Below are 16372 nucleotides of genomic sequence, written 5' to 3' on the forward strand. Positions count from 1 at the left end.
GTTATCCAGACCGCAGAGCAGATGGCGCGCGATTGAATTGCTATAAAGATAAATACAGTGTGGAGGCAACGTGCGACGCTATAGTCCGTGCGCGGCGCGGCCGGGCGCCGCGCCGTGCCGGCAGCATGAGCGCTGCCGTAACCGGTTCTCAGTCTGCTGGCGGGGAAGCCTTGGCGTCGGCCCCGGCGCTGGCCGCGACCGCAGGCAACGCCGGCGTGCGTCCGTCGTCCGATGCATGCGCCAGCGCGGGCGCGCCCAGCCACTCGAAGATGGCCGGCCAGATCGCGGCGTGCGCGTTGCGGCCGACCAGGACGCCGACGTGCTGCAGGTTGACGCCGACGTCGCCGTCGTAGGCGAGCACGCGCTTGCGTTCGCTGCCGGCGGCTTCGTGGAAGGGCAGCACGGATGCGGGCGGAATCACCTTGCTGCGGAAGTCGACCACGCACAGCAGCGGCGCGCGCAGGTCGCGCGGGCCGATCGCGCGGCCATTGATGTCAAGCCGGCCCTGCATGAACTCGTCGTTGCGGTACAGCGACTCGACGATGTCGGTGAACAGCCGGCCGGGCAGCGGAAATTCGTCATGGGTCCAGCGCTCGACGCGCATATGGGTGGCCAGCGCCTTCGGGTCGAGCAGCGACAGCCAGCGGTCGGCGATGCGCTCCCACTGGAACGCCTGCGGTTCGGCGATGGCGCTCATCATGTTCAGATAGGCGCCCGGCACGTGGCGGAAGGCGTCGGCGATGCCGCGCGCGTGCGGGGTGGCGTTGACCAGTGGCGTAAAGCAGCAGCTGGCCTGCTCGAAGTGCAGCGGCGACTCGAGCAGGATGGTCGCGGCCACGCGCTCGGGATGCATGCAGCTGTAGATCGCGGCCAGGATGCCGCCGAGCGAGTGGCCCACGATCGTGAGCTGTTCCTGGCCGCTGTCTTCCATGATCGCGCGCTGGCAGGCCGACAGCATGCGCTCGCCATAGTCGTCAAGGCCGACGTCGCCGTCGCCGTCAGGCATTGGCAGCCATTCGGCCAGGTAGACCCGGTAGCCGCGCTCGCTCCAGCGCCGCACCACGCTGATGTCGGGCGCCAGGTCCCAGATGTAGGCGCGCTTGATCGGCGCCGGCACCAGCAACACCGCCGGGCCGCCGCCGGGAGCGTCTTGGTAGCGGTGCAGCTTGACGCCGGGCTGTTCGAGGATCACGGTGGACGGGGTCTGCTGCGGCCCGTAACCGGCCCGCTCCAGCATCTTGCCGCGCGCCTGGCGGCTGCGGTCCATCTGCTTGAGGGCGTGGGTTCCCAGGTGTGCGAAGGCCCCGAGGTTGTTCCAGTTGCTTGCGTACATGGATGGCGATCCCGTCGAATTGGCGATCACGAGACTCTACGCTAACTCCCGTCCGGCTCCAACCGCGCACGTTTCGAATCGCGGCCCTGTTTGCGCTAGGTAAAACAACGCACGAACAGATATATCCGAGCGGAATCGAATTGCGCTCACAGATACTTGACCCAGGCTTGTCCGCTCTTGCGCTTGTACTGGCCGAAGCGTTTCGTCGGCCAGTACAGCAGCGCCGCCAGCACCACCGCGGCCAGCCATACCTGCCATACCTGCGTGAAATCCGCCCGCGGCACGCCCAGCACGGTCGCCGCGATCCTTTGCGTGGCCAGCAGCACGTACAGGTGCAGGATGTAGAAGAACAGCGGCGCGCCGCCGAACACCGCCGCCACCCGCATCCAACCCGCTTCGGCGCGCTCGATCCAGGCCAGCGCCAGCAGGCCCACGCCCAGGGTCAGCAGCAGGAAGTCGAGCGAGGGCGGGTATTTGGTGAAGTTCAGCCACGACATCGCGCTGCGCAGCGGCTCGGCCTGCGGCGCCCACGGCAGCGTCTCGCCATAGATGTTCCAGGTGCGCAGCACCACGAGCAGGGCCAGGCAGGCCAGGGCCCCGGCGACCAGCCAGCGCCGGCGCAGGGCGGGGTCAAGGCTGCGGGCGTACAGGGGTCCGCAGGCATAGCCCAGCAGGATCACGCCGATCCAGGCCAGCAGCGGATAGCTGATGCGCACCCGCACCGGCTCTTCGAGCAGGTAGCCGCGCTGCTCCAGCACGGTCCAGGCGGAGGCGGCCCAGGAGCCGGGTTCGAACGACAGCCCGGACAGCGCATTGTGGCCGCCGACGATCGCGATCCCGATCGCCGCCAGCAGCGCCAGGGGCAGCCGGTGCAGCACGGCCAGCGCCAGCATCGACAATCCGATGGCCCAGATCACCTGCAGGTAGACGATGTGCGGCGTGAAGCTGCCGGTCCAGGCGAAGTTGATCACCACGATTTCGAGCAGGATCAGGAAGGCGCCGCGCCTGGCGAGAAACCCCGTGGCGCTGCGCGGGCCGTCCGCCGGGTGGGCGTACAGCCAGGCCGACAGGCCGGTGAGGAACACGAACATCGGCGCGCAGAAATGGGCGGCCAGGCGCGAAAAGAACAGGGCGGGATCGGTCGCGCCCACGTCCATCGGGTCGCCGACCTGGTGCTGCAGGAAGAATGTCTCGCGCACGTGGTCCACCGTCATCAGGAGCATGACCAGGCCGCGGGCGACGTCGATGGAGGCGATGCGCCTGCTCGCGTCGTGGATTGGAAGGGGGGAGGTACTCGGGTTCATATCGGCCGGGATTGTACGGGAATCCGGCCGCCGGCAACACAACGGCGTCCGCCCCAGGGCTTGTTCCTCTGGCAGAGTCGCCACCCATGGCCATTGACGGGCAGGGTGGTCGACGATGAAGCGGAAGATGCGCGTCCCGGCTCAGTCCAGATGCTCGTGATGATCGGCCACTCCCAGCTTCCAGTAGGCCGAGATCCGGCCCGCCTGGCGTGGCAGGCCCTTGTCGATCAACCGCTGGCGCACCTGGGCCATCAGCCAAGCCTCGCCGCCGCCCCAGGCCAGGCCCGCGCCGCCCGGTAATCGCAGATCGCCCAGCACCTGCAGCAGTTCCTCGTTCGACGCCGCCCAGTGGACGTCGGCGTCGGCCTCGGTGGCGAAAGCGCGGCGGTCGGCCGCATCGACCAGCAGCACGGCCTGGACGCGGGCGCCGGACGGCAGTTCTTCCAGGCGCCGCGTCACCGCCGGCAGCGCGCTGGCGTCGCCGACCAGCAGGTGCCAGTCCATGACCAGCGGCAGGATCATCGAGCCGCGCGGGCCGCCGATGACGGCCTTCGATCCGATCGCGGCGTTGCGCGCCCACTCGGCGGCGGCGCCATGGCCGTGCAGGGCGAACTCGAGGTCGACCTCGCAGGCTTGGCGGTCGAAGCGGCGTGGCGTACAGTCGCGCCGAACCTGCTGCCCGTCGGCATCAATGAACATGAACTTGACGTGGTCGTCGAACGACAGCGAGGTGAAATCCGAGAGCGCGGCGCCGCGGAAAGTGATGCTGGCAAAGCCAGGGCTGAGCCGCGCGATGCGCGCCACCTCGACCTCGCGCAGCTTGAGGTCATGGCGAACGCGCTCGATGGCGGGAATTGGCGCGGGAATGCGGGAGTCGGCCATGCTACACTCCAGAATTAGTTGATAGTGTCCACCATTATGCGAAAAGAAGTTGATAGAGTCAACCAGGGCCGCGAGGGCCGGGCGAACGACGGGCGGGCGGATGACGGCCGGGCGGACGATCCCCTGGAGACGATGCACGCGATCGTGCATCTCTACCGTTCACGGCAGCTGCGCGACCTGCGCGGCGGCCCGCACGAGCTGGCGCAGATGGAGATGAGAGCGCTCGGATATTTTGCGCGCCACCCCGGCGCCACGCAGAGCGATCTGGTGGCGCATTCGGGACGGGACAAGGCGCAGGTGGCGCGCCTGATCCGTGCGCTGCGCGAGGCGCGGCTGCTGGAGGCGGCCCCGGATGAACACGACCGGCGCAGCACGCGGCTGACGCTGAGCGCGGCGGGGCAGGAGGTGTTTGCCGGACTGCAGCGCGAGAGCGGCGCATTGGGGGCGGCGGCGCTCGCCGGGCTGTCCGGGGACGAACAGGCCCAGCTGATGGCGCTGCTGGCGCGGGTGCGCGCCAACCTGGAACGACAGCGGGCCGATTAGCCCGCCGGGCGATCGTTGATTACTCGACCCAGCCGAATCCGTCGCGCGCCAGCAGCGCGAACGACTCGGCCGGACCCCACGAGCCGGCCGCGTACGGATGCGGCTTCTCGTTCAGGGTTTCCCAGCCCTTGATGATCGGTTCGACCCATTCCCAGGCCGCTTCCAGTTCGTCGCGGCGCATGAAGTGGGTCAGGCGGCCGCGCACCACGTCGATCAGGAGGCGCTCGTAGGCTTCGGCGCGGCGCTGCTGGAAAGCCGACTGCAGGTCGAGGTTGAGCTCGACCTGCTGCATCTGCATGCCGCTGCCGGGCTGCTTGGCGAAGATCTGCAGCTTGATCGCCTCCTCGGGCTGCAGCTCGATCACCAGGCGGTTGGCGACGCCGCCCGGGGTTTCCGGGAACAGCGGGAACGGCGGATTGGTGAATTCGATCACGATCTTGGACGAGCGGCGGGCCATCCGCTTGCCGGTGCGCAGGTAGAACGGCACCTTCGACCAGCGCCAGGTATCGATGCGCGCGCGCAGGGCGACGAAAGTCTCGGTATGGCTCTGCGGCGGCACGTTGTTTTCTTCGTGGTAGCCCTTGACCTCCTGGTTGCCGCTCACGCCGCGCGTGTACTGGCCGCGCACGGTGTCGCGCGCGATGTCGGCAAGCGTCATGCGGCGCAGCGAGCGGATCACTTTCAGCTTCTCGTCGCGCACCGCGTCCGGCGACAGCGAGGTCGGCGGTTCCATCGCGACGATGCACAGCAGCTGCATCAGGTGGTTCTGCACCATGTCGCGCATCGCGCCGGCGCTGTCGTAGAAGCCGGCGCGGCTGCCCACGCCCACTTCCTCGGCCACCGTGATCTGCACGCTCGCGATGTTCGGCGCGCGCCACAGCGGTTCGAGGATCGAATTTCCGAAGCGCAGCACCATCAGGTTCTGCACCGTTTCCTTGCCCAGGTAGTGGTCGATACGGTAGATCTGCGACTCGGCGAAGTGCTTGCCGACGGCCTCGTTGATCTCGACCGCCGAGGCCAGGTCGCGGCCCAGCGGTTTTTCGAGCACCACGCGCGCGTTGGCGTCGACCAGGCCGGTGGCGGCCAGCTTGTCGCAGATGGTGGTGAACAGCGCCGGCGCGGTGGCCAGATAGAACACGCGCTGGGCGCCGTCGCGCGAGGCTTCGCGCAGGGTGTCGAAGATCTCGGCGTTCGAGACGTCCAGGCGCACGTAGACCAGCAGGTCGAGAAAGCCAGCCCAGCTCTTTTCGTTGAAATTGGCGGCATTGATGAAGGAGCGCGAATGCTCCTCGACGAAGGCCAGATAGGCGGCGCGATCGTAGTCCTGGCGACCGGTTGACAGGATGCGGGTCGACGGCGGCAGGTTGCCGTGCAGGAAGGCCATGTACAGGGCGGGCAACAGCTTGCGCATGGCAAGGTCGCCCATGCCGCCGAAGATGGTCATGTCGAGGGGAAGGCCGTTATCGTGCTCGTTCGAGGTGCTCATGTCTCTTTCGCTGACAGGTTGTATAGATCGCTTGCGTCGTGCGCTCGCCTGGTTGGTCTTCGATTGTAGCCTACATGAAGAAAATGGACTGGCAAATCGGGCAAGGTTGCTGCGGCCAGTGCTGGAGCGAAAAAAAGCCCGAGCAAGCGTTAATGACGCTAAGTTAAAGCGAGAGTTTTCTTGAGTTAGCGTAAAAACGTCGTCCCCACGAAGGTGGGGACCCAATCCTGCAAGCGTTTCGACGACGTTTGCAGAACTTGGGTCCCCGCCTGCGCGGGGACGACGTATTTGACGGCTGACTCGGCAGCTTAACACGCGGGCAATGGGTGCTGACGCAATCCGATCCCGCACGCCGACGAAGACGCCAACGCGGACGCCGACCCGGACGCCGACCCGGACGCCATCCGCGTGGGTACGTCGCCTTGCGATCCCTGGCGAAGAATATTTTTTCAGTTCACCTTACAGCCGAACGATCTGCGGCTCAGGTACACTCATGCAAGAACGCTGGATACCACGATGATGTCGTGACCACGCCGGTCCTGCCGGTCCGATGGAATGTGCATGCTCATGAGCGGTTGACTGGCGTCTGGACGGGGGAACTGTCTCCGAAAGTTAATTGATGAAACTGATCGACCAATTACGAACGCTTCCTGAGCGCCTGCATGCGCAAAGGCCTCAGTTGCGCGAGATCCTCGCAACGCTGGGGGAGAGCTCTGCCGCGCTTGTCCTGCTTCTATTTTCGCTGCCTGCCATCGTTCCTACTCCGGGGGTACCCGCGGGAATGTTGTTCGGTTCGCTGCTGACGCTCGTAGGGTTGCAAATGACTTTAGGCATACTTCCGATTCGCATTCCTCCAGGCCTGTCCGGCTTGCGCATCGAGCATGCGACGCTGCATCGCGTCATCGCGCGCACGGTTCCCTATCTGGAAAAGTCAGAGCGCTGGATACGACCACGTTTGTCCAGCTTGGTGACGCCTTTTGCCACACGTGCAATTGGATTGGTCATATGCGTCATGGGGGTTCTTATCGCCTTACCCATCCCGTTCGGAAATACCGTTCCGGGCCTGGCCGTGCTATTGCTTGCCTTAGGATTGGGGCAACGTGACGGTGTAGCCATTCTCGTCGGCATGGTGTTGGCGCTTGTTGCATGCGCAACCTCCTGGGGATTGCTGGCCGGGAGTTGGTGGGTGATCGAGCGGTTTTTCTTGCCGAACTAAAGGGTGGGCAGCTTCCGAGTCCGCCCTGCTGAACGATTGTTCAAGATGATAATGAAAATATGGCTTTTCGGGATGTTCCATGCACTTGCGCGATAAAACGCCTCTTTCACATGATGGCACGACCTGCTCGCACGGCACCGACTCCTTTCTTTCCATTTTCTGGATATTCCTGAAGCTCGGCCTGACCTCATTTGGTGGCCCGATAGCGCATCTTGGCTATTTTCGGGATGAGTTCGTAACAAGGCGGCGCTGGTTGAACGATGCCAGCTATGGCGATCTGGTAGCACTGTGCCAGTTCATGCCAGGGCCGGCCTCGAGTCAGGTCGGCTTCTCTTTGGGCGTGTTGCGCGGTAATGGCTTGTCGGGAGGACTGGCGGCGTGGTTGGGCTTCACCATGCCGTCGGCCATCGTCCTGGCTGCGTTCGCTCTGGGAGCCGCTGCATTTACCGGCCCGTTGGCCGAAGGTTTTTTGCATGGACTCAAACTGGTTGCAGTGGCCGTTGTGGCTCAAGCGATCTGGGGCATGGCAAGAAGCCTGACACCCGACCGGCAGCGCGCAGCGATCGCACTGGGCGCCGTCCTGATCGTGGTTTTTCATGGCGGCGCGATCGGGCAAATTGCGGCCATTGCCATGGGAGCCCTTGCAGGGCTGTGGCTCTGCCGGGGGCAGCATGTTCCGACGCATGGACATTCCGCTTTTCCGATCACACGTCGCGCCGGCATTGCTGCAATCGTCTTGTTCGCCGCCTTGCTGATCGGACTGCCTGTTCTCGTTACCCTGACAGGAAACCAGCAACTTTCCTTCTTCGATGCCTTCTACCGGTCAGGTGCGCTGGTCTTTGGCGGCGGCCACGTCGTGCTGCCGCTACTGGAGGCAGAGATGGTCACGCCTGGGCACGTCACCAATGAAGCCTTTCTTGCCGGGTACGGAATGGCGCAAGCGGTCCCCGGTCCACTCTTTGCCTTCGCCGCCTATCTGGGCGCCGCAGCCAACCAGACTGCGGATCCGCTGACCGGCGCAGCCATTGCCCTTATCGCGGTCTTTCTTCCTGGTCTGTTGCTCGTATATGGAATGCTGCCATTCTGGGACCGTTTGCGCATGCATCCATTCGCCCAGCACGCCATGCTCGGCGCCAATGCAGCAGTCGTCGGCATCCTTGGCGCCGCGCTGTATGACCCGGTCTGGACCAGCGCCGTGCTCGATGCACGCGACTTTGCGGTCGCGCTCGGAGGTTTTGTGCTGCTCACCGCCTGGAAGGCGCCACCATGGACTCTGGTGGTGGTGCTTGCAGCAGCCGGGATGGTGTCCAGGACGCTGTAGACTTTTTTGGGAGAAAATAATGAACACTGCCTCCGTCATCGAACCGGATGCGCTCGCCGCGGGGCGCCCTCTACGCCTGCTCGACGTGCGTGACGTCCCGGCGTTCGACGCCGCCCACGCAACCAAGGCGATACGCGTACCGATCGAGGAGTGGGAAGCGGCCGCCAAGGCCGACACCACCGGGCTCGACAACGTCGCCTATTGGGAGCAGGCCATTCGCCAACTCGGCATCGACGATCACGCCCTGGCGGTCGTCTATGACGATGGGCGCATGACCGAAGCCGCGCGCGTCTGGTTCATCCTGCAGTATTTCGGAGTCCGCGCGACCATCCTGAACGGCGGCTGGCCTGCGCTGTCATCGCCTGACATTCCTGCGGAATGGATTGCCTCCGGCAGCGCCGCTTTCCATGCCAGCCCGGATAGCGGCCGTGTCGGGCTGACCGACAGGGTCACGCTTCAATCCGAATTAGAGGATGGCATCGACATTCTCGATGCCCGTACCGTCGCCGAGTTTCGTGGCGAGGACCTGCGTCGTAACAAGCGTGGGGGCCACATTCCTGGCGCGCGGCACCTTCCGCACGGCGCGCTGTTGATTCAAAACCGGCTTCGGCACAGCGACGAGCTGCGTCAGCTTCTTGCTGAGGCAGGATTTCAGTCCGGCGACGATATCATCACGCATTGCGACGGGGAGGACGCGCCGCGCTGGCGGCAGCGGCTGCCCTTCATGCCGGTTACCACAACGTGCGCGTTTACTACCTGAGCTTTTCTGATTGGGCGCGCGACGAAACCTGCCCGATCGAACGCTGAGATTCCAGCCGTGCATGGGGCGCCGGGCCGGCGCGCAGGCTGGGATCGACCACGTGCGTGGGCGGCGCCCCCGCTACGGGATGCCTGCTATTCCGAGCTGCGCCGCATGCCGCCGCAGGAATGCCAGGTGGGCGCCGCGCGTGGCGGGCCCGTCGTAGGGCAGGATGGTCCACCGCTCGGACGCCCGCATCGTCTGGCCGGGCGCCAATTCGACATAGGGCGCGTGCACTTCCAGCTCCAGCATCCCTTTGCCTGGCGCGTCGGCATCGGCGTCCTGGTACAGCTCCACCTGGCCCTGGGCCGGATGGATGGCGGCCCGCGGCTGGTGCGCGAACTGGATCACCAGGGCCTGGCCGTCGCCAAACGCCGCCAGCCACCCGCGTGACGGCTGGGCAAACAGCTTGCCCTTGCGCGCGGCGTCACCCGGCACCGGCAAATCGAGCGACAGCATGCCGCGTTCGAGTGTGTAGCGCAGCGCCGCGCCCGGCTCGAGCCGGACGTCGTCGTGCGACGCCACCGGCACGTAGGCCCGGGTGTGCGCCGGCACGCGGGTGTTGAACCAGATGTCGCGTCCCGCGGGGCTGGCGCTGCGGTTGGTGGCCTCGGCATCGAGCTGCAGGCTGTCGGGCCGGCCGGGCACCAGGGCATAGCGCTTGCGCAACTGGATCCCGGACACCGGGCTGGCTGGGCTGTCGAGCACGATCTCGCCCGGTGTTTTTTCCACCACCGAGTATTTCGCCAGGCTCAACCAGGGATCGGGCGGCCAGCTCGCCTTCGCCGCGGCGCGCGCCGGATTGACCTCCTGGTGGACCCACCATTCGTGTTGCGGCCCGATCCAGACCTCATGGCCCTGGTAGCGGACGTGGTTGGACATCGCGTCCGGCGCGAGCGCGGGATCGCCGGCCGTTTCGTCGACGAGCAGGAAATTGGGTTTGCCCTTGAGTGCGAACGACAGCAGGCGGCCGCCAGCCACGTCGGCGACGCGCGCCTCGATCACGCCATTGTCGAGGCGGTGCGCGGGGAGTCGCGCAAACGCGGACGTGGCGGCGCACAGGCAGGCAAGGCCGAGCGTCAGTAGGGACAGGGGCGGGCGGGGCATAGGCGCGGGCATGAGCGCAGGCGCATGCTGGTTGTCGGGCATGCCAGCATAGCAGAGGAGTGGCCGGCCGAAGAAGCGCCGCGCCAGGAAAGCGGAACAACCGCGCAACCGGTTACCCGGTTGCGCGGCGTGGATGATTGAAACGCGACAGGATTACTTCGAAGCGTCCTGCATCTTTTCGCCAGCGCGCTCGACGCTGCGGCCAGCTGCGGCGGTGGCGTCGCTGGCGGCGTCCTTGGCTTCGGCGGCGGCTTCACGCGATTCCTGGCGCACTTCGGCGGTGGCGTTTTCGATGCGGTCGCCAGCGCGCTCGGCAGCGGCTTCGGCGCGCTCACCGGCGGCTTCGATGTTGTCGCCCGCGCGCTCAGCGGCGGCGTCGGCGGCAGCCACGCCTTCGCGGGTTTCCTCAGCGACGTTACGGCCTGCGTTGTCGATGGCGGCGCCGGCTTCTTGCGCCGGGCCCATATTGTCGTTCTTGTTGCAACCAGTGGCCAGGACGGCGACGGACAGCATGATGGCGGACAGGGCGATAGTGGTTTTCATTGTGGGCTCCTAAAATAAATGTTGTCGTTTAGCTTACACCAGCTGCTAATTTTTGACTCACGCCACGACCTCAATCGTGCGCGATGGAGCTATTACAACATTTCCAACACTCATCGGCTGTGCGCTAGATAACTTAACAACATGTCTGGCTGCTGAGCCGAGGTCTGCGGATGAGCGAAGCACACACGGAGTTGCCCGTTTGGTCGACCTGCACGGGATTTCTCTTCTCGCGAAGGCCCGGTCCGGGAATCACGCATTCCAGCGCAGATACTTTCTTGGCAGAATAAGGTCTTTGCCACCGAAATCCGAACATGAGTCCAACCCAGGTACGTCTGCGCCGCTGGTCGCAGGATGGCCGCCTGTACGCGGTGCTGGCCGCCGCCGGCTTCAGCATGAAGGCGGTATTCGTCAAGTTGGGCTATGCAGCGGCGCCGGTCGAGCCGCTCACGCTGCTGGCCGTGCGCATGGGCTTCGCGCTGCCGCTGTTCCTGTGGCTGGCCTGGCTGGCGCGCGCCCATGCCGCCGCGCCGCTGTCGGTCAGGGACGGCATCCATATCGCGCTGCTGGGCTTCCTCGGCTACTATCTTTCCAGCCTGTTTGACTTCTACGGCCTGCAGACCATCACGGCTGGGCTGGAGCGGCTGATTCTCTACCTGTACCCGACGCTGGTGCTGCTGTTCCAGGTCTGCCTGACGCGCGAGCAGCCCTCCGGCCGTACCCTGCAGGCGCTGGCGATCTGCTATCTCGGCCTGGGCATCGGCTTCGTGCACGACCTGCAGGTGGCGGGCTGGAGCCGCGACGTGATGGTGGGTTCGGCCTGGGTATTCGCCAGCGCCGTGACCTACGCCCTGTACTACCTGGGCACCGGGGCACTGGTGACCCGTATCGGCTCCATGCGCCTGGCCGGGCTGGCCGGCAGCGCATCGTGCGTGTTCGTGCTGGGGCACTTCATGGCGGTGGGCGATGCGGCCGCGCTGCCGGCGCTGCCGGCGGCGGTCTGGTTCAATGGCGGCCTGATGGCCGTGGTCTCGACCACGCTGCCGATCTACTGGCTGGCGCTGGCGATCGGTCGCATGGGCGCGGCGCAGGCGGCGGCAGTGGGCAACCTGGGACCGGTGCTGACCGTGTTCGCATCGTGGCTGCTGCTGGGAGAGCCGGTATCGCCGTACCAGTTGGGCGGGCTGGCGCTGGTGATCTTCGGCGTGAGCCGGCTCAAACCGGCGCCGAAGCGCTCCCCCGACCGCTCGTAACGGCGTCGAACAGGCCAGCGCCCGCCCAGCGTGCCTGGGGAACGACGCTCCGCGCCGCAATGGCCTTCTGCGCGTAAGCCGGCCCCAGCGCGCGCAGCAGACGCGGAAAGGCGCGGCAGTAGCTCGACTGAATCCCGGCCAGACGCGCCAGCTGGGCGTATTCGACCACCGCGCCCGGCGCAACGGCGTCGAGCACCTGCCGTACCCGCAGGCGCCAGTCGTCGGCCCATGACGGGAAGCGCTGGCCGAGGTCGCGCACCGGGTCGCCCGGATGAATGATCCCGGCTGCGACGACGCGCGCCAGGACGCCGCGGCGCGTGCCGATCCGGGCCGCCAGGCGCTCGCCATGACCGTCCAGCCGTGCGCAGGCTTCGCACGCGAACATCAGGCGCACCTGCGCCTCTGCGCCGATGCGCAGCACGGTGCCGGATGGCAGGTGGTCGATGTCGTCGTCGAGCAGGAGATTTTCGCGCAGCGCCTGGGGCGCCAGCGCGAGGGCGGCATAGCTGGCGCTGGAAGCGAGCAGCAGCTGGCGCGGGGAAAGCGGATCGAGATGGCGGTCCCCTGCGGCGCCGCTGCCTGCGACCAGGCACATGGCGTCGACCCGCACCGGCGCGGGTGCGCCGGCCGGGCGGATCGACAGGTCGGCGATCACCTGGCGGGTGCTGACGTCATGGGGCGGCGTGCAACGCGCGCGCCGCCTCGCGGTACCTGGCGGCATTCGGCACGTCGGTCCAGGCCGGCTTGGCCGGGTCGTTGGCGATGTCCTGCACGGCGACGGCGATCATGCGGTTCACGCGCGCCATATTGTCGTAGTCGATCTTGTCCCAGGTGTCGTCCTTGCCGTGGTAGTCGGGAAAGCCGAAGGCCACCGCCAGCGTGTGGGCCGGCACGCCGGCGTTGGCCAGGGCCTGGTTGTCGCTGCGCGCGAAATAGCGGTCGCTGTTGGTCGGATGCTTCCAGAAACGGATGCCGGTGCGCTCGGCGGCGCGCTGCATGGTCGTGCCCACGGTCGAGTAGTCAAAGCCCGTCATGGTCGCGGACGAGACCTGCGCTCCTTCGCTGTCGTCGGTGCGGCCCAGCTGCTCGAGGTTCAGGTTCATCACGGTGTCCTTCAGCGGAAACACCGGGTTCTTCGCATAGTAACGCGACCCCAGGAGGCCCAGCTCTTCGCCGAACAGGGCCACGAACACGATGCTGCGCCGTGGACGCTCCTTCTGCGCCGCCATGGCTGCGGCGATCTCGATCACCGATACGGTGCCGCTGCCGTCGTCGTTGGCGCCGTTATGGATCTCGCCGTCGCGGATGCCCAGGTGGTCGTAGTGGGCGCTGAGCATGACGTAGGTGTGCTTGAGTTGCGGATCCGATCCGCGCAGCACGCCGATCACGTTGCGCAGCTTGACCGGGCTGACGGTCGGCGCGGCCACCCTGGCGGCCATGCTCGCGCCGCCCCGTTCGAGCGTGGCGGCAACGTCGGCCGCGTGCAGCAGCACGACCGGCGGGCCGTCCTTGGGCACCGGCTGGCTCGGGTCGATCAGCCAGCCATCCCGGGTGCGGCCGTGGCGGCGTTCGCGGTCGATCATCACGACCAGCGCGGGTTTGCTGCGCAGCTTCGCTTTCAGCACGCCGGCCGCGCCGGGAATCGCCGCCGCGGGCACGACCAGCACCTTGCCATTGGCCGCGCTCTCGTCGTCCAGCGCCGCCTGCCACTGCATGAACACGGCCGGCGTGGTCCCGAGGGCGACCGGATCGACGAAGTTGGCCGAGGCGCTGCCGGCCGGGACCTCGATCGTCCTGCCGCCCGCCGTCACCGTGATCGTGATGTCCTTCTCGCCGCGCCTGGCGTACTGCCAGTTGGCGGTCTGGTAGTAGCCGTCGTCGCCGGCTGCTTCCAGGCCGGCGCGGCGGAACTGGGCGGCGATGTATTCGGCGGCCAGGTCGACGCCGCGCGAGGGCGTGCCGCGGCCCTCGAGCATGTCGGACGCGAGGAAGGACAGGTGGCCGCGCAGCGAGTCGGCCGAGATGTGGCTGGCGAGCGCATCCTGGGCGAACGCGCGGGGCGCATCGGTCTGGGTCGCGCAGCCGGCGAGGGCAAGGCTGAGGCCGAGGGCAGAGACGAGGTGACGCATGCGTGGACTTCCTTGGGGGGTAAAAAAATTGCAATATGACATGCCAGGTAACTGCGGTCAATTGCCTGGTAAACCAAGCGTTCTCATGGCGCGTTGTGTTGGCATGGTTTGATTGGTTCGTCTGGCATGGCATTTGCGCCCGGTATCAGAGGTCTTGCACGGGCATCCAACGAAGGTCCAGTCATCGCATTCGCGGCGGCCCGCTTCACGCCCGGCCTGCCACTCAAGCGCCCAGGGACGGTCGCGGCGCGCCTCTGATCGCCTGACACATGCCGCCAAATTGCGCACCCGTCCATCGAGGCTGGAGCGAGAGGCGCACGTATTGCGAGCGTCCGTCGCGGGCTTCGTCGATCGCCTTCTTCGATCACCCCAGGGCGATCCGCGCGGACGGGCGACGTCGGTGACGGTGATGATCGCTTGTGAACGCCGCGCTCCGGTGCTTGCGCCAAGCCGTTTCGGTCGACGCCGGAGCCGCTTCGCGCCATCCATTCTCCGGTTCGTCGCAGCGCATCTTGCCGGTCGCCCGGCTGCTGGGCACAATGGCTTTACTTTCAGTCAAGCGAGCCAGCATGTCCAGCTCCATCCATTGCCTCCTGCCAGCCCCGCGTTCGCGCCTGCGGCGCCTGCTCGCCGATCTGCCGTTGTCGATCGCCATCAGCGCCGTGCTCGCCGCCTTCATCGGCCTGGTATCCGGGCAGTTCCTCGAAAACCTGCTGGTGTCGATCCTGATCGGCATCGTGGCCTTCACCATCGTCAATGGCGGCAGGCTGCTGTGGTGGGACCGGCCGCACTGGGGCCTGCGCGAATGGGCGCCGTTCCTGGCGCTGGCGATCGCGGCGGCACCGGTGGCGCATTTCATGGGCCTGAGCGCCGGCGGCGCGATGCTCGGCATCCCGACCCCGGCGCTGGCCGAGTATCCGACGCCCGGCCGCATGAGCATGATCCTCTTCACCATGCTCGGAACGATGACGATGGTGGTGCTGGTGAGATACCGCGAACGGGTGCGCCGCATCGAGGACGAGCATGCGGCGGCGCGGCTGCGCGCCGAGGTCATTGAACGCCAGGCGCTGCAGGCGCAACTGCGCCTGCTGCAGGCGCAGATCGAGCCGCACATGCTGTTCAACACGCTGGCCAACCTGCAGGGCCTGATCGCGATCGACCCCGACCGCGCCAGCGAGATGCTCGACCAGCTGATCCAGTACTTGCGCGCGACCCTGAGCGTTTCGCGCGCCGAGACCACGACCCTGGAGCAGGAATTCGCGGCGATGGACGCCTACCTGGGCTTGATGGGCGTGCGCATGGGCGAGCGGCTGGCCTATCGCCTCGACCTGCCGCCCGCGCTGGCGACGGCGCGCCTGCCCACGATGCTGCTGCAGCCGCTGGTGGAGAACGCGATCGTGCATGGTCTGGAGCCGAAGGTCGATGGCGGCGAGGTCGTCGTCAAGGCCAGCGTGGCCGGCGACAGCCTCGTGATCGAGGTGCGCGACACCGGTCTTGGCCTGGGCCAGCTGCATGGCCGGCGCGGCGGCGGGGTGGGGGTGTCGACCACCCGCGAACGCCTCGAGGCCCTGTACGGCGAGCGCGCGACGCTGTTCCTGACGCCGGCCGCGCCACGCGGCGCGCTGGCCCGCTTGAGCCTTCCCCTGGAGACCACCGCATGACCCGCGCCCTGATTGCCGAAGACGAACCGATCCTGGCCGCCACCCTGGCCAGGACCTTGCGGGACTTGTGGCCTGGGCTGGACATCGTGGGCACGGCGCCGAACGGCGTGGCGGCGGTGGAGCAGGCGCTGGCGCTGCGGCCCGACGTGCTGTTCCTTGATATCCGCATGCCGGGCCAGACCGGGCTGGAGGCGGCCGAGGAACTGGCCGAGCGCTGGGAAGGACCGCAGCCGCTCCCGCACATCGTGTTCGTGACCGCCTTCGACGACTACGCGGTCGAGGCCTTCGAGCGCGCCGCGGTGGACTACGTGCTCAAGCCGGTCAGCGCGGGGCGGCTCGGCAAGACGGTGGAGCGCCTGCGCGCGCTGGTCGGGGCGCGGCATGCGGCGGCAGTGGACGCCACGGATGCGGACGCCCTGGGCCGGCTGCTCGGCCAGCTGCAGGCGCTGCTGCCGGCGTCAGCGGTGAGCGAGCGCTTGAGCACGGTGCGCGCGGCGGTCGGCAACGTGGTGCGCATGATTCCGGTGGCCGACGTCGTGTTCTTCCAGGCGGTCGACAAGTACGTGAACGTGGTGACGGCGGACGGCGAGGCGCTGATCCGGGTGCCGCTGAAGGACTTGCTGCCGCAGCTCGATCCGGGGCAGTTCCGGCAGGTCAGCCGCAGCATGGTGGTGAACATGGCGTGCGTGCTGAGCGCGGGGCGCGATGACATGGGCAAGGTGACCCTGAACCTGCGCGGGCGGTCGGACAAGCCGCGGGTCAGCCCGGTGTATGCGCACTTGTTCAGACACATGTAGG

General features: G+C 66.9%; 15 protein-coding genes. 7 read left to right on the forward strand and 8 right to left on the reverse strand.

What is annotated here, in order from left to right; all coding sequences use genetic code 11:
- Positions 1-148: 148 nt before the first annotated feature.
- The 3 genes from ACZ9AQ_RS05645 to ACZ9AQ_RS05655 all read right to left on the reverse strand — a co-directional run bounded on the left by ACZ9AQ_RS05645 (position 149) and on the right by ACZ9AQ_RS05655 (position 3519).
- Complete coding sequence (locus tag ACZ9AQ_RS05645; RefSeq protein ID WP_429202099.1) at positions 149-1333, reverse strand: alpha/beta fold hydrolase; 1185 nt, start codon at positions 1331-1333, stop codon at positions 149-151.
- A 146-nt stretch (positions 1334-1479) separates the two neighbouring features.
- Positions 1480-2637, reverse strand: a complete 1158-nt coding sequence (locus tag ACZ9AQ_RS05650; RefSeq protein ID WP_429202097.1) for an acetyltransferase domain-containing protein — start codon at positions 2635-2637, stop codon at positions 1480-1482.
- A gap of 141 nt (positions 2638-2778) precedes the next feature.
- On the reverse strand, positions 2779-3519 hold the full coding sequence (locus tag ACZ9AQ_RS05655; protein WP_429202095.1) for a siderophore-interacting protein: 741 nt from the start codon (positions 3517-3519) through the stop codon (positions 2779-2781).
- 24 nt (positions 3520-3543) lie between these two features.
- Between ACZ9AQ_RS05655 and ACZ9AQ_RS05660 the strand changes: the two genes are divergently transcribed.
- Complete coding sequence (locus ACZ9AQ_RS05660; protein WP_429202093.1) at positions 3544-4062, forward strand: MarR family winged helix-turn-helix transcriptional regulator; 519 nt, start codon at positions 3544-3546, stop codon at positions 4060-4062.
- Positions 4063-4081: 19 nt separating this feature from the next.
- Here ACZ9AQ_RS05660 and zwf read toward each other — a convergent pair whose 3' ends face one another.
- Complete coding sequence (zwf, locus tag ACZ9AQ_RS05665; RefSeq protein ID WP_429202092.1) at positions 4082-5548, reverse strand: glucose-6-phosphate dehydrogenase; 1467 nt, start codon at positions 5546-5548, stop codon at positions 4082-4084.
- A gap of 619 nt (positions 5549-6167) precedes the next feature.
- On the opposite strand from zwf, the gene ACZ9AQ_RS05670 reads away from it, so the two are divergent.
- The 3 genes from ACZ9AQ_RS05670 to ACZ9AQ_RS05680 all read left to right on the forward strand — a co-directional run bounded on the left by ACZ9AQ_RS05670 (position 6168) and on the right by ACZ9AQ_RS05680 (position 8845).
- Positions 6168-6764, forward strand: coding sequence for an exopolysaccharide biosynthesis protein (locus ACZ9AQ_RS05670; protein ID WP_429202090.1), 597 nt, complete (start codon positions 6168-6170; stop codon positions 6762-6764).
- A 79-nt stretch (positions 6765-6843) separates the two neighbouring features.
- The gene (gene chrA, locus ACZ9AQ_RS05675) at positions 6844-8085 is read left to right on the forward strand and encodes a chromate efflux transporter (protein ID WP_429202088.1); all 1242 of its coding nucleotides are present in this window, start codon (positions 6844-6846) and stop codon (positions 8083-8085) included.
- 19 nt (positions 8086-8104) lie between these two features.
- Positions 8105-8845, forward strand: coding sequence for a sulfurtransferase (locus ACZ9AQ_RS05680; RefSeq protein WP_429202086.1), 741 nt, complete (start codon positions 8105-8107; stop codon positions 8843-8845).
- A gap of 120 nt (positions 8846-8965) precedes the next feature.
- Here the strand turns inward: ACZ9AQ_RS05680 and ACZ9AQ_RS05685 are convergent, their stop codons facing one another.
- Complete coding sequence (locus tag ACZ9AQ_RS05685; protein WP_429202084.1) at positions 8966-9991, reverse strand: DUF4380 domain-containing protein; 1026 nt, start codon at positions 9989-9991, stop codon at positions 8966-8968.
- A gap of 153 nt (positions 9992-10144) precedes the next feature.
- The gene (locus ACZ9AQ_RS05690; RefSeq protein ID WP_429202082.1) at positions 10145-10534 is read right to left on the reverse strand and encodes a hypothetical protein; all 390 of its coding nucleotides are present in this window, start codon (positions 10532-10534) and stop codon (positions 10145-10147) included.
- A gap of 311 nt (positions 10535-10845) precedes the next feature.
- Between ACZ9AQ_RS05690 and ACZ9AQ_RS05695 the strand changes: the two genes are divergently transcribed.
- Positions 10846-11784, forward strand: coding sequence for a DMT family transporter (locus ACZ9AQ_RS05695; protein ID WP_429202080.1), 939 nt, complete (start codon positions 10846-10848; stop codon positions 11782-11784).
- Here the strand turns inward: ACZ9AQ_RS05695 and ACZ9AQ_RS05700 are convergent.
- Entirely contained in the window at positions 11747-12505 is a 759-nt protein-coding gene (locus ACZ9AQ_RS05700; protein ID WP_429202078.1) for an MOSC domain-containing protein, read from the reverse strand. The two genes, ACZ9AQ_RS05695 and ACZ9AQ_RS05700, sit on opposite strands and share 38 nt — an antisense overlap.
- Positions 12456-13913, reverse strand: a complete 1458-nt coding sequence (locus tag ACZ9AQ_RS05705) for a M28 family peptidase (protein ID WP_429202076.1) — start codon at positions 13911-13913, stop codon at positions 12456-12458. Before ACZ9AQ_RS05705 ends, ACZ9AQ_RS05700 begins: the two co-directional genes overlap by 50 nt.
- 569 nt (positions 13914-14482) lie before the next feature.
- Between ACZ9AQ_RS05705 and ACZ9AQ_RS05710 the strand changes: the two genes are divergently transcribed.
- Together ACZ9AQ_RS05710 and ACZ9AQ_RS05715 are read left to right on the forward strand one after the other, a co-directional pair.
- Positions 14483-15574: a sensor histidine kinase gene (locus ACZ9AQ_RS05710; protein WP_429202074.1), complete on the forward strand. Its 1092-nt coding sequence runs from the start codon at positions 14483-14485 to the stop codon at positions 15572-15574.
- Positions 15571-16371: a LytR/AlgR family response regulator transcription factor gene (locus tag ACZ9AQ_RS05715; RefSeq protein ID WP_429202072.1), complete on the forward strand. Its 801-nt coding sequence runs from the start codon at positions 15571-15573 to the stop codon at positions 16369-16371. Before ACZ9AQ_RS05710 ends, ACZ9AQ_RS05715 begins: the two co-directional genes overlap by 4 nt.
- Position 16372 lies beyond the last annotated feature (1 nt).

The organism is Massilia sp. UYP34 (assembly GCF_056279385.1).